The organism is Acidovorax sp. FG27 (assembly GCF_040365715.1).
Taxonomy (GTDB): Bacteria; Pseudomonadota; Gammaproteobacteria; order Burkholderiales; family Burkholderiaceae_C; genus Paracidovorax.
Genome location: NZ_BAABVY010000002.1, coordinates 24,083 through 41,772, shown reverse-complemented (window position 1 = coordinate 41,772; position 17,690 = coordinate 24,083). Strand labels below are relative to the sequence as shown.

General features: G+C 71.0%; 12 protein-coding genes. 7 read left to right on the top strand and 5 right to left on the bottom strand.

The annotated features are described in order from the left end of the window. The first annotated feature begins 36 nt into the window (after window positions 1–36). The 4 genes from pstB to phoR all read left to right on the top strand — a co-directional run bounded on the left by pstB (window position 37) and on the right by phoR (window position 3,829). Window positions 37–819 carry a phosphate ABC transporter ATP-binding protein PstB gene (gene pstB / locus ABWV53_RS00725; RefSeq protein WP_353361916.1) on the top strand — a complete coding sequence of 261 codons (783 nt, stop codon included), beginning with the start codon at window positions 37–39 and terminating at the stop codon, window positions 817–819. A 79-nt stretch (window positions 820–898) separates the two neighbouring features. Beyond that, window positions 899–1,600 carry a phosphate signaling complex protein PhoU gene (gene phoU / locus ABWV53_RS00720; protein ID WP_056663411.1) on the top strand — a complete coding sequence of 234 codons (702 nt, stop codon included), beginning with the start codon at window positions 899–901 and terminating at the stop codon, window positions 1,598–1,600. Window positions 1,601–1,616: 16 nt separating this feature from the next. Beyond that, window positions 1,617–2,324: a phosphate regulon transcriptional regulator PhoB gene (phoB, locus tag ABWV53_RS00715; protein ID WP_353361913.1), complete on the top strand. Its 708-nt coding sequence runs from the start codon at window positions 1,617–1,619 to the stop codon at window positions 2,322–2,324. A gap of 128 nt (window positions 2,325–2,452) precedes the next feature. Beyond that, window positions 2,453–3,829 carry a phosphate regulon sensor histidine kinase PhoR gene (gene phoR / locus ABWV53_RS00710; RefSeq protein ID WP_353361911.1) on the top strand — a complete coding sequence of 459 codons (1,377 nt, stop codon included), beginning with the start codon at window positions 2,453–2,455 and terminating at the stop codon, window positions 3,827–3,829. On the opposite strand, the gene ABWV53_RS00705 is transcribed toward phoR, so the two are convergent. The 5 genes from ABWV53_RS00705 to trxA all read right to left on the bottom strand — a co-directional run bounded on the left by ABWV53_RS00705 (window position 3,830) and on the right by trxA (window position 9,361). After that, window positions 3,830–5,182, bottom strand: a complete 1,353-nt coding sequence (locus ABWV53_RS00705) for an MATE family efflux transporter (protein WP_353361909.1) — start codon at window positions 5,180–5,182, stop codon at window positions 3,830–3,832. Continuing rightward, window positions 5,182–6,885, bottom strand: coding sequence for a hypothetical protein (locus ABWV53_RS00700; RefSeq protein ID WP_353361907.1), 1,704 nt, complete (start codon window positions 6,883–6,885; stop codon window positions 5,182–5,184). The genes ABWV53_RS00705 and ABWV53_RS00700 overlap by 1 nt, the downstream gene beginning before the upstream one ends. A gap of 179 nt (window positions 6,886–7,064) precedes the next feature. Next, entirely contained in the window at window positions 7,065–7,325 is a 261-nt protein-coding gene (locus tag ABWV53_RS00695) for a type B 50S ribosomal protein L31 (protein ID WP_056663431.1), read from the bottom strand. 128 nt (window positions 7,326–7,453) lie between these two features. Continuing rightward, complete coding sequence (rho, locus tag ABWV53_RS00690) at window positions 7,454–8,716, bottom strand: transcription termination factor Rho (RefSeq protein ID WP_056663434.1); 1,263 nt, start codon at window positions 8,714–8,716, stop codon at window positions 7,454–7,456. Between the two features lie 312 nt (window positions 8,717–9,028). Continuing rightward, window positions 9,029–9,361 carry a thioredoxin TrxA gene (gene trxA, locus ABWV53_RS00685; protein ID WP_353361904.1) on the bottom strand — a complete coding sequence of 111 codons (333 nt, stop codon included), beginning with the start codon at window positions 9,359–9,361 and terminating at the stop codon, window positions 9,029–9,031. Window positions 9,362–9,470: 109 nt separating this feature from the next. Here trxA and ABWV53_RS00680 point away from each other — a divergent pair, with 109 nt between their 5' ends. The 3 genes from ABWV53_RS00680 (at window position 9,471) to ABWV53_RS00670 (ending at window position 17,553) form a co-directional block, all read left to right on the top strand. After that, window positions 9,471–12,050, top strand: a complete 2,580-nt coding sequence (locus ABWV53_RS00680) for a PD-(D/E)XK nuclease family protein (protein WP_353361902.1) — start codon at window positions 9,471–9,473, stop codon at window positions 12,048–12,050. A gap of 175 nt (window positions 12,051–12,225) precedes the next feature. Next, on the top strand, window positions 12,226–15,741 hold the full coding sequence (locus tag ABWV53_RS00675; RefSeq protein WP_353361900.1) for a UvrD-helicase domain-containing protein: 3,516 nt from the start codon (window positions 12,226–12,228) through the stop codon (window positions 15,739–15,741). A 408-nt stretch (window positions 15,742–16,149) separates the two neighbouring features. After that, window positions 16,150–17,553: a TIGR03862 family flavoprotein gene (locus ABWV53_RS00670; protein ID WP_353361898.1), complete on the top strand. Its 1,404-nt coding sequence runs from the start codon at window positions 16,150–16,152 to the stop codon at window positions 17,551–17,553. Window positions 17,554–17,690: the final 137 nt, after the last annotated feature.

Here is a 17,690-nt window from a genome sequence, read left to right as displayed (position 1 = left end):
GTCGCCATCCCATCGACCTCTTTCAGGTAACCCGACATGCCTCTCACCAAGAACGCCGCGCCCGCCGCCTCCAAGATCACGGTGCGCGACCTGAACTTCTACTACGGCAAGTTCCACGCCCTCAAGGGCATCAACCTCGACATTCCCGAGAACAAGGTCACGGCCTTCATCGGCCCCTCGGGCTGCGGCAAGTCGACGCTGCTGCGCACCTTCAACCGCATGTTCGAGCTCTATCCCGAGCAGCGCGCCGAAGGCCAGATCGTGCTGGACGGCGAGAACCTGCTGACCAGCAAGCAGGACGTGGCGCTGATCCGCGCCAAGGTCGGCATGGTGTTCCAGAAGCCCACGCCGTTCCCCATGTCGATCTACGACAACATCGCCTTCGGCGTGAAACTTTTCGAGAGCCTGAACGCCACCGACATGGACGACCGCGTGGAATGGGCGCTGCGCAAGGCGGCGCTCTGGAACGAGGTCAAGGACAAGCTGAACCAGAGCGGCTCGGGCCTGTCCGGCGGCCAGCAGCAGCGGCTGTGCATCGCCCGCGGCATCGCCATCAAGCCCGAAGTGCTGCTGCTGGACGAGCCCTGCTCGGCGCTGGACCCGATCTCCACCGCCAAGGTGGAGGAATTGATCGCCGAGCTGAAGAACGACTACACCGTGGTCATCGTGACCCACAACATGCAGCAGGCCGCCCGCTGCAGCGACTACACCGCCTACATGTACCTGGGCGACCTGGTCGAATTCGGCGAGACCGAGCAGATGTTCTTCAAGCCCCAGCGCAAGGAGACCGAGGACTACATCACCGGCCGATTCGGCTGATGCGTCCGGCCCGGACCGCGCACCGCTCTCTCGCTCCCATCCACACGCTGGCGCGCCGACGCCGGCAGGAGGCAACGCCATGACAGAAAAACATCTCTCGTCCCAGTTCGACAGTGAACTCAACAACATCTCCGCCCGCGTGATGGAGCTCGGCGGCCTCGTCGAATCGCAGATCCGCCAGGCAGTCTATGCGCTGTCGCAATTCAGCGTCGAGGCGGCCTCGCAGGTCGAATCGATCGAGCTGCGCGTGAACATGATGGAAGTCGAGATCGACCACGAGCTCTCGTCCATCATCGCCCGCCGCCAGCCCACGGCGCGCGACCTGCGCCTCCTGATCGCGTTCTCCAAGGCCACGGCCAACCTGGAGCGCATGGGCGACGAAGCCACCAAGATGGCGCGCATGGTCAAGTCCATCATCGAAAGCGGCGCGGCCCGCTCGCTGCCCTCGTCGGACCTGCGCGTCGCGGCCGACCTGGCCTCGGGCCTGCTGCGCAAGGCGCTCGATGCGTTCGCGCGCCTGGACACCAAGGCGGCGGTCGCCATCCTGAAGGAAGACGACCTGATCGACCAGGAGTTCGACGGCTTCGTGCGCAAGCTCATCACCTACATGATGGAAGACCCCCGCACCATCTCGGCCAGCCTGGACCTGCTGTTCCTGGCCAAGGCGATCGAGCGGATCGGCGATCATTCGAAGAACGTGGCCGAGCTGATCATCTATCTCGTCAAGGGCAAGGATGTGCGGCACACCACCATGGACGAGATCGAATCGGCCTTGCTGTGAAAGGCAGGTGCATCGCATGAAGAAACTACCCCGCGTGCTGATCGTCGAGGACGAGTCGGCCATTGCCGAGCTGATCGCCGTCAACCTGCGCCACAACGGCTTCGCGCCGATCTGGGCGGAAGACGGCGAATCGGCGCAGCGCGAGCTCGACGCCGTACTGCCGGACGTCATCCTGCTGGACTGGATGCTGCCCGGCCAAAGCGGCCTGCAACTGGCCCGCAAGTGGCGCGCCGACAGCCGCACCAAGCCCATCCCGATCCTGATGCTCACGGCCCGCGGCGACGAGCCCGACAAGGTGGCGGGCCTCGATGCCGGCGCCGACGACTACATCACCAAGCCCTTTTCCACGCAGGAACTGCTGGCCCGCATCCGCGCCGTGCTGCGCCGCCGCGCGCCCGAGCAGGCCGGCGAGAGCGTCACCATCGGCGAGCTGATGCTGGATGCCGCCACCTACCGCGTGAGCTACCAGGGCCAGCAGATCAAGGTCGGCCCGACCGAGTTCAAGCTGCTGCACTACCTCATGACCCACTCCGAGCGCGTGCACAGCCGGGCGCAACTGCTCGACAAGGTGTGGGGCGACCACGTCTTCATCGAGGAGCGCACGGTGGACGTGCACGTCAAGCGCCTGCGCGAAGCATTGGGCGCGGCCGGCGTGATGGTCGAGACCGTGCGCGGCGCGGGCTACCGGCTGACGGCGCAGCCGCAGCGCCTGATTCAGGCCTGAACGCAGGCGTGAGCGCTTCGCCGCGCCGGGCGTGTGCACCGCGCGTTCCCACGTCCTGATACGCTTGCCAGCGTCGGTATCGCCGCTGTCGATTCTCCTGCTGCCTTGTCGTCCGTGCCCGCACCTCCATGCTTTCGCGAATCTTCTATTTCCTGATGTTCCAGGCGGCGGGCGCCGCGCTGGGCTGGTGGCGGGGCGGTCCGTGGGCCGCAGTCTTCGGGGCGGTGGCCGCGTCGTGGGCGTGGTTCGTTTGGGACTGGTGGCGCAGCGCGCGCGTGCTGGCCTGGCTGCGCGAGGGCGACATCGCCCGCGCCCCGCGGCTGCGCGGCAGCTGGGGCGAGGTGGCCGACCGGGCCCGCCGCCTGCTGCGCCAGCGCGACCAGCAAATCGAGGGCGCCGAGCGCCGCATCGCGGAGATTCTGGAGGCGTTGCAGGCTTCGCCCAACGGCGTGGTGCTGCTCGATGCGCAGGGCCACATCGAGTGGTGCAACCAGACGGCGGCCACGCACCTGGGCTTCGACGCCGAGCGCGACCTGATGCAGACCATCGGCAACCTAGTGCGCGACCCCGACTTCACCGCCTACTTCAGCGGGCAGGACTTTGCCCAGAGCGTGGTGCTGCAGGGCCGCGAGAGCACCGCCTCGCGGCCGGTGCGCATCTCGGTGCAGGTGCATCCCTATGGCGACGGGCGCCGGCTGCTGCTGTCGCGCGACGTCACCGCGCTGGAGCAGGCCGAGGCCATGCGGCGCGACTTCGTGGCCAATGTGTCGCACGAGATCCGCACGCCGCTCACCGTGCTGATGGGCTTCGTCGAAACCCTGCAGACGCTGCGCCTGGCGGACGAGGAGCGCGAGCGCTACCTGGGCATGATGGCGCAGCAGGCCGCCCGCATGCAGAGCGTGGTGCAGGACCTGCTCACCCTGTCGCGGCTGGAAGGCAGCCCGCTGCCCAGCCTGCACGACTGGACGCCGGTGGAGACCCTGCTGCGCCGCTGCGAGGACGAGGCGCGGGCGCTGTCGTCGGTGCTGGGCCAGGCGCAGCAGCGCGAGCACGTGTTCGTGTTCCCGGGTGCGCAGGCGCTGCGCGCCGCGGGGCAAGTGGCGGGCTCGGCGGTCGAACTGCAGAGCGCGCTCTCCAACCTGGTGAACAACGCGGTGCGCTACACCCCCCTGGGCGGCCGCATCCATGTGGCGTGGGAGCGGCTGGACGACGGGCGGGCGCGCTTCTCGGTGCGCGACACGGGGCCGGGCATCGAGGCGGTGCACATTCCCCGCCTGACCGAGCGCTTCTACCGCGTGGACCGCAGCCGCTCGCGCGAGACCGGCGGCACCGGCCTGGGTCTGGCCATCGTCAAGCACGTGGTGCAGCGGCACGGCGCCACGCTGCACATCACCAGCACGGTGGGCCAGGGGTCGGTGTTCTCGGTCACCTTTCCGACCCAGCGGTTGCAGCCACCGCAGCCGCTGCAGACGCGGGCCGACACCACGCCCCGCCTGGCGGCCTGATCAAGCGGCGCGGTGGGCCGCCGCGCGGCGCAGCACCCGCGCCAGCATGGCGGTGAACACGACCGCCGTGACGGCCAGCGCCGCCGCGCTGGCGGCCCAGAACGGCGCGGGCGAGGGCTGGGGGGCCCAGCTGCCGACGCCGTGGTAGGCCAGCAGGTAGCCGCCCGCCAGGCCGCCACCCCAGAGCAGCACGCAATACACCACCAGCGGGGCGATCGTCACGCGGTAGCTGCGCAGCACGAAGATGCAGACGGTCTGCAGCGCGTCGGCCGCATGGTAGCCGGCCACCCAGGGCAGCAGGCCGGCCGCCGCCAGCACCACCTGCGCGTCGCGGGAGTAGAGCGCGGCAATGTGCTCGTTTGCTATGAATAAAATAGCAGCAAGCCCAGCACCGATCAACGCTGATAGCCTGAAACCCATCCAGGCGAGAGCCCGCGCGCGGCTTTCGTCGCCCGCGCCGCGCCAGAAGCTCACCCGCGCGCTGGTGGCGATGGCGAGCGACAGCGGCACCATGTAGAGCACGGCGGCCAGGTTGGAGGCGATCTGGTGCGACGCCGAGGCCAGGGTGCCCTGGCGGGCGACGAACAGCGCCACCAGCGTGAACGACGTGACCTCCACCAGGATCGACAGCCCCGCCGGCACGCCCAGCCGCACGAAGCGCGCCAGTTGTTCCCAGTCGGGCCGCTCCATCCGGCGCCACAGCGTGAGCGGGCCGTACATCGTGCGGGTGCGCAGCATCCACGCCGCCACGGCCAGCAGGCCGTAGTTGACCAGCAGCGTGGCCCAGGCGCAGCCGGCCGCCCCCAGCGCGGGGGTGCCGAAGCTGCCGAACGCCAGCCCGACCGAGAGGGGAATCTTGAGCGCGAGCGAGCCCACCTGCAGCCAGGTGACGAGCTGCGGGTGGCCGAGCGACTGGTTGAGCGTGCTGTAGATGCGGAAGAGCAGCGCGGCCGGCAGCGCGAAGGCCAGGATGCGCAGGTACTGCTCCACGTCGCCGCGCAGCGCCTCGGGCACCTGCGTCCAGCGCAGCAGGGCACCGGGCGCCAGCAGCACCGCCATGCCCAGGGCGGTGAGCGCCAAGCACACGTAGAGCGACTGCCGGACGCTGGCCCCCATGGCGCCCTGGGCCCTTGCGCCGCGCTGCTCGGCCCATACCGGCAGCAGGGCCTGCAGCACGCCCATCAGCGACACATAGACGCTGATGAACACCGCCGAGCCGATGGACAGCGCCGCCAGCGCGGCCTCGGAATGGCGGCCCGCGACGATGGTGTCGGTGACACCGAACGCCATCACGGCCAACTGGCCCGCCAGCACCGTGCCGGCGTGGCGCAGCACGGTGCCGCGCTCGGTCATCAGCGCTGAGCCGCCGGCGTGCGGCGAAGCACGACCACCCGGTCGTTCCGGTCGGTGGGCCGCATGATGTTGGCGACCTGCGACCACTCGCGCGCGGGCAGCACCGACGCATAGGGCGGGCTGGCGGCGGCGTCGGCCACCAGCCAGTCGCAGCCGGCGCTCTGCTGGCCGTTCGCCAGGTCCAGCCCGCCGTGGTAGATCAGCGCCGCCAGTTGCGAGCGGCCCAGGCCGTAGGTGGCCACGCAGCCGGGCGCGGCGTCGCCCATGGCGGCGCGCACGGCCTGCATCTGCAGCCGGTAGCTGCGGCCGTGGTCCAGCAGCGGCAGCCAGAGCGTCATCAGCAGCAGCCAGCCCAGCGTGGCGCCGCTGGCCGGCAGCACCAGGCTCTTCCAGAGGGCGGCCCGGTTGCGGGCCGCGCGCCACCACACCAGGGCGCACCAGGCCAGCGTGGCCGCAAGCGCGGTGCCGAACTGCACCGCCGAGAACGAGGCGACGAATTCGGGCGCCAGACGGGCGATGTTGCGCGCCGGCTTGGCGGGCACGCCGGTCTGCACGGCCAGCCAGATCACCCAGATGGCGATGGCCGACGCGCTGAAAAAGAGCAGCGTGAACCAGTCGATCAGCGCCGAGATGCTGCGCCGCAGGGTCGGCAATGCGAACGCGGCAAGGGCCGCCATGGCGGGCAGCGCGAGCATCAGGGCGCGGTCGGCAGGGCGGGTCGCCACCGTGGCGCCGACCGACACGGCGACGAACCAGAGCGGCAGCAACAGGTGGCGGTGGGGCTCGTGGCTCCCGATCTGGCGGCGCCAGCGCCACATCGTCCAGATGGCGAGCGGCCAGGCCGGCCACGAAAACCACAGCAGCAGGCGGGCGAGGCTGTCCCACTCCTTGGCCTCGTCGGCGCTCACGATGCGCCAGCGCCACAGGTCGAGCTGCCACGCCAGCCAGGCCGAGGCCAGCGTCAGCGCGAACAAGGCAGCGGCCCAGGGCCGGCGCGGCCGGGGCGTTTCGGCCGCCGTGGTGGCCACCAGCAGCGCGCCGCCCGCGCCCAGCAGGGCGGCCATGGCCGGCGCGCCGCTCAGCACCAGCCCGCCCAGGCCGGCCGTGGCGGCGATCAGCGGGCCGGTGGTGCGCACGGGCAGCGCGGCCGTGGCATAGAAGAGCAGTGCGGTGCAGGTCAGCTGCGTCACGTAGCTCGTGGTTTCGTGCGACAGCTGCGCCAGCCCCAGGCAGGCGATCAGCGCCAGCAGGCCGGCGTCGGCCAGGGCGCGGGCGTAGTCGGCCGGGTTGGCCTCGCCGCCGAAGGCGAACGCCACCGGCTGCGCACCCGGGCTGCGCGCCAGGTGGTAGACGCTGTACCAGGTGGCGGCCAGCGTGACCACCAGCAGCGCCATGAACGGCAGGCGCGCGGCCATTTCCGGCGCCAGCCAGCCGGAGGTCCACTGGATCGACCAGGCGCCCAGCCAATAGGGCAGCAGGCCTTCGGTGTCGGGCGGCAGGCCCGCCAGCAGCGGCGCCGTCCATGCGGTGTGGCCCAGCGCCAGCTCGCGCATGTAGCCGAATGCGGTGATGTCCGCGCTCTTCCACGGGTCGCGGCCGACGAAGCCGGGCACCACGTAGGCTAGGCACAGCAGCAGCAGCGCCCAGCGCGGCAGGGCCAGCACGGCGCTTTGGGGCACGATGGCGGGGGTGGGTCGGATCACGCGGCGGTCAGGTCGAGGCGGAGGGGGAACACCGGCACGGCGTGCCGGCGTCATCGGTTTGGGCGGCCCTGTGCCATGAAAAAAGGCAGCACGGCGAACCGGGCTGCCTTCTCTGGGCCAGGGAGGGGCGCGGTGCCGGGCATGGTGCCACAGCACAGGCCGCCGCTGCCGGCCAGGGCTTACTTCGCTGCCGTGGTGGTCTTGCCGAAACGGTTGCGGAAGCGCTCCACGCGGCCACCCATGTTGTCCACCGACTTTTGCGTGCCGGTGTAGAAGGGGTGCGATTCGGAGGACGTGTCCAGCTTGAACAGCGGGTATTCCTTGCCTTCGAAGGTTTCGGTTTCCTTCGTGTTGACGCACGAACGGGTCACGAACTTGAAGCCGTTGGACAGGTCCGAGAACAACACTTCGCGGTAGTTGGGGTGAATGCCTTCTTTCATGATCTTCCTTCTGATGCAAGTGCGGGAGCCGCGCCGGCCAGTCCGGCGTACTTTCCGCAAGAAAAAGCCCGCCATTATGGCACGGCGGGCGGCAAGATGGGTTTCTTGGAGCGGGATGGCGTGGGCGCTCAACCGCCCCGGCGCATCATGTCGAAGAAGTCCACGTTGGTCTTGGTGGCCTTCATGTTCTTGATCATGAGCTCCATCGACTCGATCTCGTCCATGTTGTACATGAACTGGCGCAGGATACGGGTCTTTTGCAGGATCTCCGGCGGCAGCAGCAGCTCTTCGCGGCGCGTGCCGCTCTTGTTGAGCTCGATGGCTGGGAACACGCGCTTTTCGTAGAGGCGGCGGCTCAGGTGCACTTCGCAGTTGCCGGTGCCCTTGAACTCTTCGAAGATCACTTCGTCCATGCGGCTGCCCGTGTCGACCAGCGCCGTGGCGATGATGGTCAGCGAGCCGCCTTCCTCGACCTTGCGGGCCGCGCCGAAGAAGCGCTTGGGACGCTGCAGCGCGGCGGCGTCCACGCCGCCCGACAGCACCTTGCCGGAAGAGGGCACGACGTTGTTGTAGGCGCGGGCCAGGCGGGTGATGGAATCGAGCAGGATCACCACGTCCTTCTTCAGCTCGACCAGGCGCTTGGCGCGCTCGATCACCATTTCGGCCACGTGCACGTGGCGGGCGGCGGGCTCGTCGAAGGTCGAGGCGATGATCTCGCCCTTCACCGAGCGCTGCATCTCGGTCACTTCCTCGGGGCGCTCGTCCACCAGCAGCACCATCAGGTGTACGTCGGGGTTGTTGGCCGTGATGGCGTGGGCGATGTGCTGCATCATCACCGTCTTGCCGCTCTTGGGAGGGGCGACGACCAGGGCCCGCTGGCCGCGGCCGATGGGCGAGACGATGTCGATGATGCGGCCGGTGATGTTCTCCTCGCCCTTGATGTCGCGTTCCAGCTTCATCTGTTCCTTGGGGAACAGCGGCGTCAGGTTCTCGAACATCACCTTGTGCTTGTTCTGCTCCGGCGGGCCGTCGTTGACCTTGTCGAGCTTGGTCAGCGCGAAGTAGCGCTCGCCGTCCTTGGGCGTGCGCACTTCGCCTTCGATCATGTCGCCGGTATGCAGGTTGAAGCGGCGCACCTGGCTGGGCGAGATGTAGATGTCGTCGGTGCTCGCCGTGTAGCTGGTGTCGGGGCTGCGCAGAAAGCCGAACCCGTCGGGCAGGATCTCCAGCACGCCGTCGGCGAACACCTGCTCGCCCGCCTTCGCCCGCTTCTTGATGATGGCGAACATCAATTCCTGCTTGCGCATGCGGCCGGTGTTTTCGATCTCAAGCTCTTCGGCCTGCTTGAGGACTTCAGACACGTGCAGTGCCTTGAGTTCGTTTAAGTGCATGGGGAGACTCCTTGGCGGAGTGGATGTGAATCAGAGCAGAGGGGGAGGGGGCTTTGAGCGCCGTGGGGGCCGTCGTGCGGGCCTGGCGAGCCTGGGATCTGGAACCGGCAGCCTATGCGTGCAGGCCGGTGATCGCTGGAGATTATGACAGGAAAAGAATCGGGGAGGCCAGCATGGATCGCCGTCTGGCGGCCTCTGTCGCCAGGGGGCGGGCGGTGGGTGCCGCCGGGCTGGGGGATCGGAGGGATCTGGAGGCGTATCGCCCGGCGGGCCGGCCGCGCGCGTCGCGGGCCGGCGCCGCCGATAGGCCGATCAGCCCAGGTTCTGGTCGATGAAGGCAGCCAGCTGCGCCTTGCTCAGCGCGCCGACCTTCTGCGCGGCCAGCTCGCCGTTCTTGAACAGCATCAGCGTGGGAATGCCGCGGATGCCGAACTTGGCGGGGATCTCGCGGTTCTCGTCCACGTTCATCTTGGCGATGGTCAGCTTGCCTTGATAGGTGGTGGCCAGCTCGTCCAGGATGGGGGCGATCATCTTGCAAGGGCCGCACCATTCGGCCCAGTAGTCCACCAGCACCGCATTGCCCGACTTGAGCACGTCGGTTTCAAAGCTGGCGTCGGAGATGTGTTTGATGAGTTCGCTTGCCATGGCGGATTTCCTTGGTTTGTGCAGATTGGTGGGCGGGGACGTATAAAGTCTGGTCATTGTGACAGAAACCGATTCCCTGCATCGCGTGACGGCAAGCGGCTCGCCCGCTATGACTGTCATAGCGAAAAACCATGATTTGGACCGCGCCTGGGCGCTGCTGCTGGAGCGGGTGCGCGCCCACGCGGCGGCCCGCAGCGCGCACCTTTCGGCCTGCGTGGTGCTGGTGCCCTACGCCCAGCTGATGGCCGAGGGCCGGCGGCAATGGGCGAGCCACTTCCCCGACGGTTTCTGCCCGCGTTTCGAGACCACGCGCAACTGGTCGCGCCAGCTGGGCGCGCCGCAGCCGCAGGGCAGCGACTTCACCGGCGACGTGGCCCGCGATTCGGTCAACGCCCGCGACCTGCTGGAACGCGCGGGCCTGGCCGAGTGGCGCGACATGCTGGCCGCCCCGCTGCTGGAGATGGCCGCGCAACTGTGCGGCGTGGTGGCCGCCGTGCCGCCCGCCGAACGGGACGCGTGGGCGCTGCCCGCCCGCGCCCTGCTGCCGCCCGGCGGCGAGGGCAGCGCCGCACTGCGGCTGGAGGCCGCCGCCGCCCGCGTCGCGCTGGAATGGGTGCTCGCCTCGCCGCACGCGAGCGACGTGCTCTTCGCGCCCGCCGTGCGGGAGGCCACCGAGGCACTGGTGGTGCTGGAGGGCTACCAGCCCGATGCGCTGGCCCGGTCGCTACTGGCGCACTGGGGCGACAGGGCTCTGTGCGTCAGCCTGCCCGACGCGCTGGCGGGCGCAGCCTCGCCGCCGGGCGCACCCCGCCTCGCCATGCTGCACCCGGCCCTCGACGCGGAAGACGAAGCGCAACGCGCCGCCGCCTGCGTGCTGCGCCACCTGGACAGCGGCCGCGTGCCCGTCGCGCTGGCGCCCACCGACCGGGCGCTCACCCGCCGCATCAGCGCGCTGCTGGACGGCGCGGGCGTCGCCGTGCACGACGAGAACGGCTGGACGCTCTCCACCACCCGGTCGGCCGCGCACGTCATGTCCGCGCTGCGCGCCTGCGCCTGGGATGCGGGTGCCGACCAGGTGCTCGACTGGCTCAAGCAGGCGCCGGCCCTCGCACCCGCCGCGCTGCGCACGCTCGAAAAATGGCTGCGCCGTGCCGGCCCGCGCCAGTGGAGCGCCGCCCGCGCCATCGAGTCGGCGCGCGACCCGGCCCTGGAGGGCGCCGCCGCGCTGGTCGCCCAGGCCCAGGCGTGGCGCGAGCCCATGCAGGCGGCGCGCACGCTGCCCGCCTGGCTGGCCGCGCTGCGCCGCCTGCTGCAGGACTGCGGCCTGTGGGCCGGGCTGCAGACCGATGCCGCCGGCGCCCGCGTGATCGCCGAACTGCGGCTGGACGAAGGGCTGGACGCCGACCTGCAGGCGCTGTCCGGCGCGGGCCGGCGCATGGGCCTGGTCGACTTCACCCGCTGGGTGAACGAGGTGCTGGAAGCGGGCCGCTACCGCCCCGACTACCTGGCGCAGGCGCCGGTCGTCGTGATGCCCCTGCCGCAACTTCTGGCGCGGCCCTTCTGCGCCCTGGTGCTGCCCGGCTGCGACGAAAAGCGCCTGCAGGCCGCCCCGGAGCCGCCGGGCGAATGGACGCAGGCGCAGCGCGAGGGCCTGGGCCTGCCGCTGCGATCCGCGCTCGAGGCCGCGCAGCGCGCCGCGTGGGAAGGCGCGCTGCGCACGCCCTTCGTCGACATCCTCTGGCGCACGGGCGACGAGGGCGGCGAGCCGCTGCTGGCCAGCCCGCTGGTGCTGGCGCTGGAGCTGGATGGCCGCGCCGCCGCCGGCAGCGACTGCCGCCAGAGCCGATCCGTGCCCGTGGCGCCCGTGCCCCGGCCGCTGCCGACGGGCGAGCGCCTGCCCGTGCAGCAGCTCTCGTCCACCGCGTATTCCGACCTGCGCCACTGCCCCTACCGCTTCTTCGCGCTGCGCCAGCTGCAGCTGCAGGAATCGGACGAGCTGGGCGCGGAGGTGGACAAGCGCGACTTCGGCAACTGGCTGCATGCCGTGCTGCAGCACTTTCACGAGGCCCTGCAGCACGACCCGGCGGCCGGCCCCGAGGCACGCCGCGCGCTGATGGACGCGGCGGCCGAGCACGCCACCCAGGCCCAGCGGCTGGACGATGCGGGCGACTTCCTGCCCTTCGCCTCCGGCTGGCCCGCGCTGCGCGACGGCTATCTGCACTGGTTGGCCGGCCATGAAGCGCAGGGCGCGCACTTTCGCCGCGCCGAGGTGGCGGCATCGCAGCCGCTCGGGCCCCTGCAGCTGGTCGGCAAGCTCGACCGCATCGATGCCGTGCACCCCGCGGGCGGCGGCGAGCCGACCACGCTGGTCATCGACTACAAGACCGAGAACGACACCGTCACCCGGCGCCGCGTGAATGCCGGCGCCGAAGACACGCAGCTGGCCTTCTACGCCGCGCTGCTGGGCGACGACACGCTGCGCGCCGCCTACGTCAACGTGGGCGAGCGGGGCGAGACGCGCACCCACGAGCAAGAAGACGTGGTGGACCTGCGCGACCGGCTGGTGGAGGGCATCCTGCACGACTTCGAGCGCATCGCCGAAGGTGCGCCGCTACCGGCGCTGGGGGAGGGGGCGGTTTGCGACTGGTGCGCTGCGCGCGGCCTTTGCCGCAAGGACTTCTGGGGATGAAAGAACACCCCCCTGAGGCGCTGCGCGCCTTCCCACCGCTCTCGCTACGCTGCGTTTCGCGGGCCGGGGGAAGACGCCAGCGCGGCGGGGCGGCCGTTGCGCGGCGTCTGCTGGCCTGGACCGCGCAGGTCTTGATCGCCGCTCGCTTCGGCGATCGCCGCAGTGATGAACGCCCATGACGGAGGTGCGCATGCAAGCCGCTTATGAACACAACGGCCGGCCCGTGTCGCGTGAGGCCTTCTACGCGATCGCCTGCGACCCGCAGCGCAGCGTGGCGGTGGAGGCCTGCGCGGGTGCGGGCAAGACCTGGATGCTCGTGTCGCGCATGCTGCGGGCCTTGTTGGACGGCTGCGCGCCGCACGAGATCCTGGCCATCACCTTCACCAAGAAGGCGGCCGGCGAGATGCGCCAGCGGCTGCAGGAATGGCTGCAGGAATTCGCCGATGCGCCTCTGGAGCGCCTGCAAGGCGAGCTGATCGCCCGCGGAATCAGCCCGGAACGCGCTCTGGACCAGCGCGAGCTGCTACAAAAACTGTATCGGCAGATGCTGGACGCCGGCCGGCCGGTGCAGATCCGTACCTTCCACAGCTGGTTCGCCGCGCTGCTGGGCACCGCGCCGCTCGCGGTGCTGCAGGCCCGCGGGCTGCCGGCGCATTTCGAGCTGCTGGAAGACGACGCACAGGCCGTGCGCGAGGTGTGGCGCCCCTTCCTGCAGGCCGTGGCGCAGGACGCCGGCCTGCGGGCCGACTACGAGACGGCCGTGGCCTGCCACGGCCGGTCGCAGACGCACAAGGCGCTGGCCAGCGCGCTGTCCAAGCGCGTCGAATTCACGCTGGCGGACGAAGCCGGCGTGGTCGACGCCTCGGTGCCGCACTTCGGCGCGCTGGATGCCACCCTGGCCGACCTGCACACGCCCGCGCACGCGCTGGAAGGCGAGGCCGTGCAAGCGCGCTGGCTGGGCTGGGCGCGGGCGCTGGGCGCCGAAGCGAACAAGACGCCGCAGAAGGCCGCCGACGCGGTCATCGACGCCTGGGCCTGTGCCGACCTCGACCAGCGGCTGGACCGGCTGCGGCGCGCCTTCTTCGTCGCCAAGGAAGACCGCCTGGCCAGGAACCTGGAGAAATTCTCTGCCGCGCAGGAGGCCGAGCCCGAGCTGCAGCGCCTGCTGCGTGCCCGCCGCCAGCACGAGGCCTGGCTGCACCAGCAGCGCATGGCGCGGCTCACCCGCCGCCTGATCGAGGCCTTCGGCGCGCTCAAGCGCGAGCGCGGCTGGGTGGACATGAACGACGTGGAGCGCACCGCGCTGGTGATGCTGTCCGACGACGTGCTGAGCGGCTGGGTGCAGGAGCGGCTCGACACCCGGGTGCGGCATCTGCTGGTCGATGAATTCCAGGACACCAACCCGCTGCAGTGGCAGTCGCTGCATGCCTGGCTGTCGGGCTATGCCGGATCGGGCGGCGGCCAGCACGCGCCCAGCGTGTTCATCGTGGGCGACCCCAAGCAGAGCATCTACCGCTTCCGCCGGGCGGAGCCGCAGGTCTTTCTGGCGGCGCAGGCCTTCGTGCGCGAAGGGCTGGGCGGCGATTTGCTGAGCTGCGACCACACGCGGCGCAACGCCCAGGGCGTGATCGCCGCCGTCAACACCACCATGCAGGCCGCGCAGGCGGCGGGCGACTATGCCAACTTCCGCGACCACACCACCGAATCGCGCGACCCCGGCACGCTGCTGCGCCTGCCGCCGGTCACGCCTGACCATGGCGCCGACGATGCGGCAGGCGGAGCAGGGCCCGACCCGCTGGCCTGGCGCGACAGCCTGACCCAGCCCCGGCACGAACCCGAGGAAACCCTGCGCATGCGCGAATGCGCCCAGGCCGCCCGCTGGGTGGCGGGGCGCATCGCGGCGGGCGTGCCGCCCCGCGGGATCATGGTGCTGGCCCGCAAGCGCGACCGGCTGGCCGCGCTGCAGGACGCGCTGCGCGATCTGCACGTGCCCTGCGTGCAGCCTGAGAAGGCCGACCTGGGCGAGGCCCCGGAGGTGCAGGACGTCGTGGCGCTGCTGGACGTGCTGGTGTCGCCCGGGCACGACCTGTCCCTGGCCCGCGCGCTGCGCTCGCCGCTCTTCGGCCTGCCCGACGAGGCGCTGGTGGCGCTGGCCCTGCTGCGCCGCCAGCCCGAGCACGCCGCCAGCAGCTGGTTCGATTTGCTACAAAAAAGTGAGCTGTTGCCGCTTGATCTGCAAGCGCTGGGGCCTGTTTTGACCCAATATCGCGGCTGGGTGGACAGCCTGCCGCCGCATGACGCGCTGCACGCCATCTACGCGCACGGCGACGTGCTGGCGCGGTTCGCCGCTGCCGCGCCGCCCACGCAGCGGGCGGCGGTGCTGGCCAACCTGCGGGCGCTGCAGGCCGCGTCGCTGCAGCTGGAAGGCGGGCGCTACCTCACGCCCTACGCCTTCGTGCGGGCCATGAAGCGCCCGGGCATGCGGGCGCCGGGCCGGGCCGACCCGCAGGCCGTGCGGCTGCTCACCATCCATGGCGCCAAGGGCCTGGAGGCGCACACCGTGCTGCTGCTGGACACCGACGCCCGCCCGCAGAAGGCCGAGACCATGGGCGCGCTGGTGGACTGGCCGGGGCAGGACGCCGTGCCCCGCCGCTTCGTCTTCATGGCGAGCGAATCGAGCCCGCCGCCCAGCGCCGAGGACGTGCTGGCGGCCGAGCTGGCCGAGCGCCAGCGCGAAGAGCTGAACACACTCTACGTCGCCATGACGCGCGCCAAGCAGTGCCTGGCCCTCTCCTGCGTGCAGTCGTCCACCGCGCTGCCCGGCAGCTGGTGGAACCGGCTCGCGCCGCTGCTCGCCGACGTGGACCTGCCCGCCGCGCCGCTGGCGCAGCCCCGCCTGCAGGCCCAGGACGATGGCATTGCGGATGGGGACGCCGCAGGCGACGGCGCAGCGGAATGCATCACGCTGGCCGAACTGCCCCAGGTCACGCTCGCCGTCTCCGCCCGGCCCGAGCTGGCGGCGCACCAGCGCGCGCTGGCCGAGGCCTCGACGCTGGTCGGCCGCCAGGGCGAGGCCATGCACCAGCTGCTGGAGCAGGCGGGCATGGGAGGGCAGCCGCTCGACGTGCTGCGGGCGGCCGGCTGGGAGCGGGCCCGCATCGGCCAGCTGGTGCGCGACTTCGATCTGACGGCCGAGGCGGCGGAAGCGGCGGCCGCGATGGCCCGCCGCATCCTGTCGGGCGAGGGCGCCTGGGGCTGGGACCCGGCGCAGATCGACCGTGCGGTGAACGAAGCGCCCCTGGTGCACCAGGGCCAGAGCCTGCGGCTGGACCGGCTGGTGCGCCGCCGCGCCACGGCACAATCACCGGCCCGCTGGTGGGTGCTCGACTACAAGAGCGCCACGCAGCCCGAACGCCAGCCCCAGCTGATGGCGCAACTGCGCCTCTACCGCACGGCGGTGCAGGCCCAGGTGGGCGACGAGCCCGTGTCCGCCGCGTTCCTTACGGGCGACGGGCGGCTGGTGGAGGTGGATGGCCCACCCGCCCCGGCGGCGGCCCCCGTGGTCGCCTCCGCCCGGCCGCCCACGCGGCCCGCGGGCGTTGCGCGGGCGGGCGGCGGTGCGGCCGGGGGTGACGATTCGCCCAGGCCACCGCCGCCGGGCATGCCAGGAGGGCAGCAGTCGCTGTTCTGAGAACGTGTTTACGATCTCGCAGGGGATCGCGTTGGATCGCAATCGGGATGAATGGATGCTGCGGATGCGCCGCATGGGCTCGTGCCCATGCAAGCAGCCGGGGCGTCAAAACTCGTTGCCATGGCCCGATTTCGCTCCAACCCGAAGGGCAGCGGTGTGGGCGGGCGCTCTGCGGCGTTGCGGCGCTTGTGGATAGCCCAAGCTATCCACTGCGCACCGCGCCTTGCAGCCCACCCGCCCACCCCGCTGCGCGACCCCTGGGAGATCGTAAACACGTTCTGAGGCAGCTGTGCCCGGCGTGACGCCGGGTGGAACCATGCCCGTCATTACGGGCTCTGTCAGGCGACGCCTTTCTTCGTGTGTGAATGATCCGTTTTGTCTTTCCCTTCTTCTGAGAAACCTTTGGCCATGAGCGCTTCCGATCTCTCCTTTGCTTCCCCGGCGCCCGCCGACGCGCTCCTGGCCTGCGACGTCGCCGTGGTCGGCGGCGGCCCCGCCGGCCTGATGGCGGCCGAGGCCCTGGCCCGCGCGGGCCTGGCCGTGCACGTGTTCGACGGCATGCCTTCGGTGGGCCGCAAGTTTTTGCTGGCCGGCAAGGGCGGGCTGAACCTGACGCATTCCGAAGCCTTCGAGCCTTTCGTCGGCCGCTATGGCGAGCGGGCCGCCGCTCTCACGCCGATGCTTCGCCACTTCGGCCCCCAGCAGGTCTGCGAGTGGGCCGCCGGCCTGGGCGTGGACACCTTCGTCGGCACCTCGGGCCGGGTCTTCCCCACCGACATGAAGGCCGCGCCGCTACTGCGCGCCTGGTTGCAGCGGCTGCGCGGGCAGGGCGTGCAGTTCCACATGCGGCATCGCTGGGTGGGCTGGACCGAGGGCGAGGCCGGTGCCGGGGACGCGCCGGCGCCGGCCGCCCCGGGCCTGCGCTTCGCCGCGCCCGCGGGCGAAGTGCGGGTACAGGCCCGTGCCGTGGTGCTGGCGCTGGGCGGGGCGAGCTGGGCGCGGCTCGGCTCCGATGGCGCCTGGGTGGCGCTGCTGCAAGAGCGTGGCGTGCCGGTCGCGCCGCTGCGGCCCGCCAACTGCGGCTTCGACGTGCCGCGCCTGGCCGAGCCCGGCGGTGGCCCGGTGGGCGAAACCCGGCGCGACTTCTTCCGCGAACTGCTGGGGCGCCAGCCGCAGCCGGCGACCGGCTGGACGCCGTTCTTCACCGAACGCTTCGCCGGCCAGCCGTTCAAGTCCGTCGCCATCGCCTTCACCGACAGCCAGGGCCGGCACTTCGAGCGGCGCGGCGAATTCGTCGCCACCGCCACCGGCGTGGAGGGCAGCCTGATCTATGCCGCGTCGCACCTGCTGCGGGGTGAGATCGAGGCGCACGGGCACGCCACCTTCACGCTCGACCTGCTGCCCGACCATACGCCCGAGCGGGTGCTGGTGGAGGTGCGCCACCCGCGCGGATCGCGCAGCCTGGGCAGCCACCTGAAGAGCCGGCTGGGGTTGGACGGCATCAAGAGCGCCATCCTTTACGAGCAATTGGGCAAGGAAGGCGTGAACGACCCGGTGGCGCTGGCCCGCGCCATCAAGGCGCTGCCCATCACCGTGGTGGCCACCCGCCCGCTGGACGAAGCCATCAGCACCGCGGGCGGCGTGCCTTTCGAGGCGCTCGACGCGCAGCTGATGCTGCCCGCCTTGCCCGGCGTGTTCATCGCGGGCGAGATGCTGGATTGGGAGGCGCCCACCGGGGGCTATCTGCTCACGGCCTGCTGGGCGAGCGGGCAGGCGGCGGGCGAGGGCGCGACGCGCTGGCTGCAGCGCTGAGTGGCGGTGGGTTACGCTGGGCGTGACGGCGCGGCGCCAGTCACGGCCGGTCAGGAGACGGATGGCGGATACGCGATGCGCAAGGCCCCTGGACGGCCTCCGCACGGATCGGGTTGGAGCGTGGGCGCCGCGGGTCG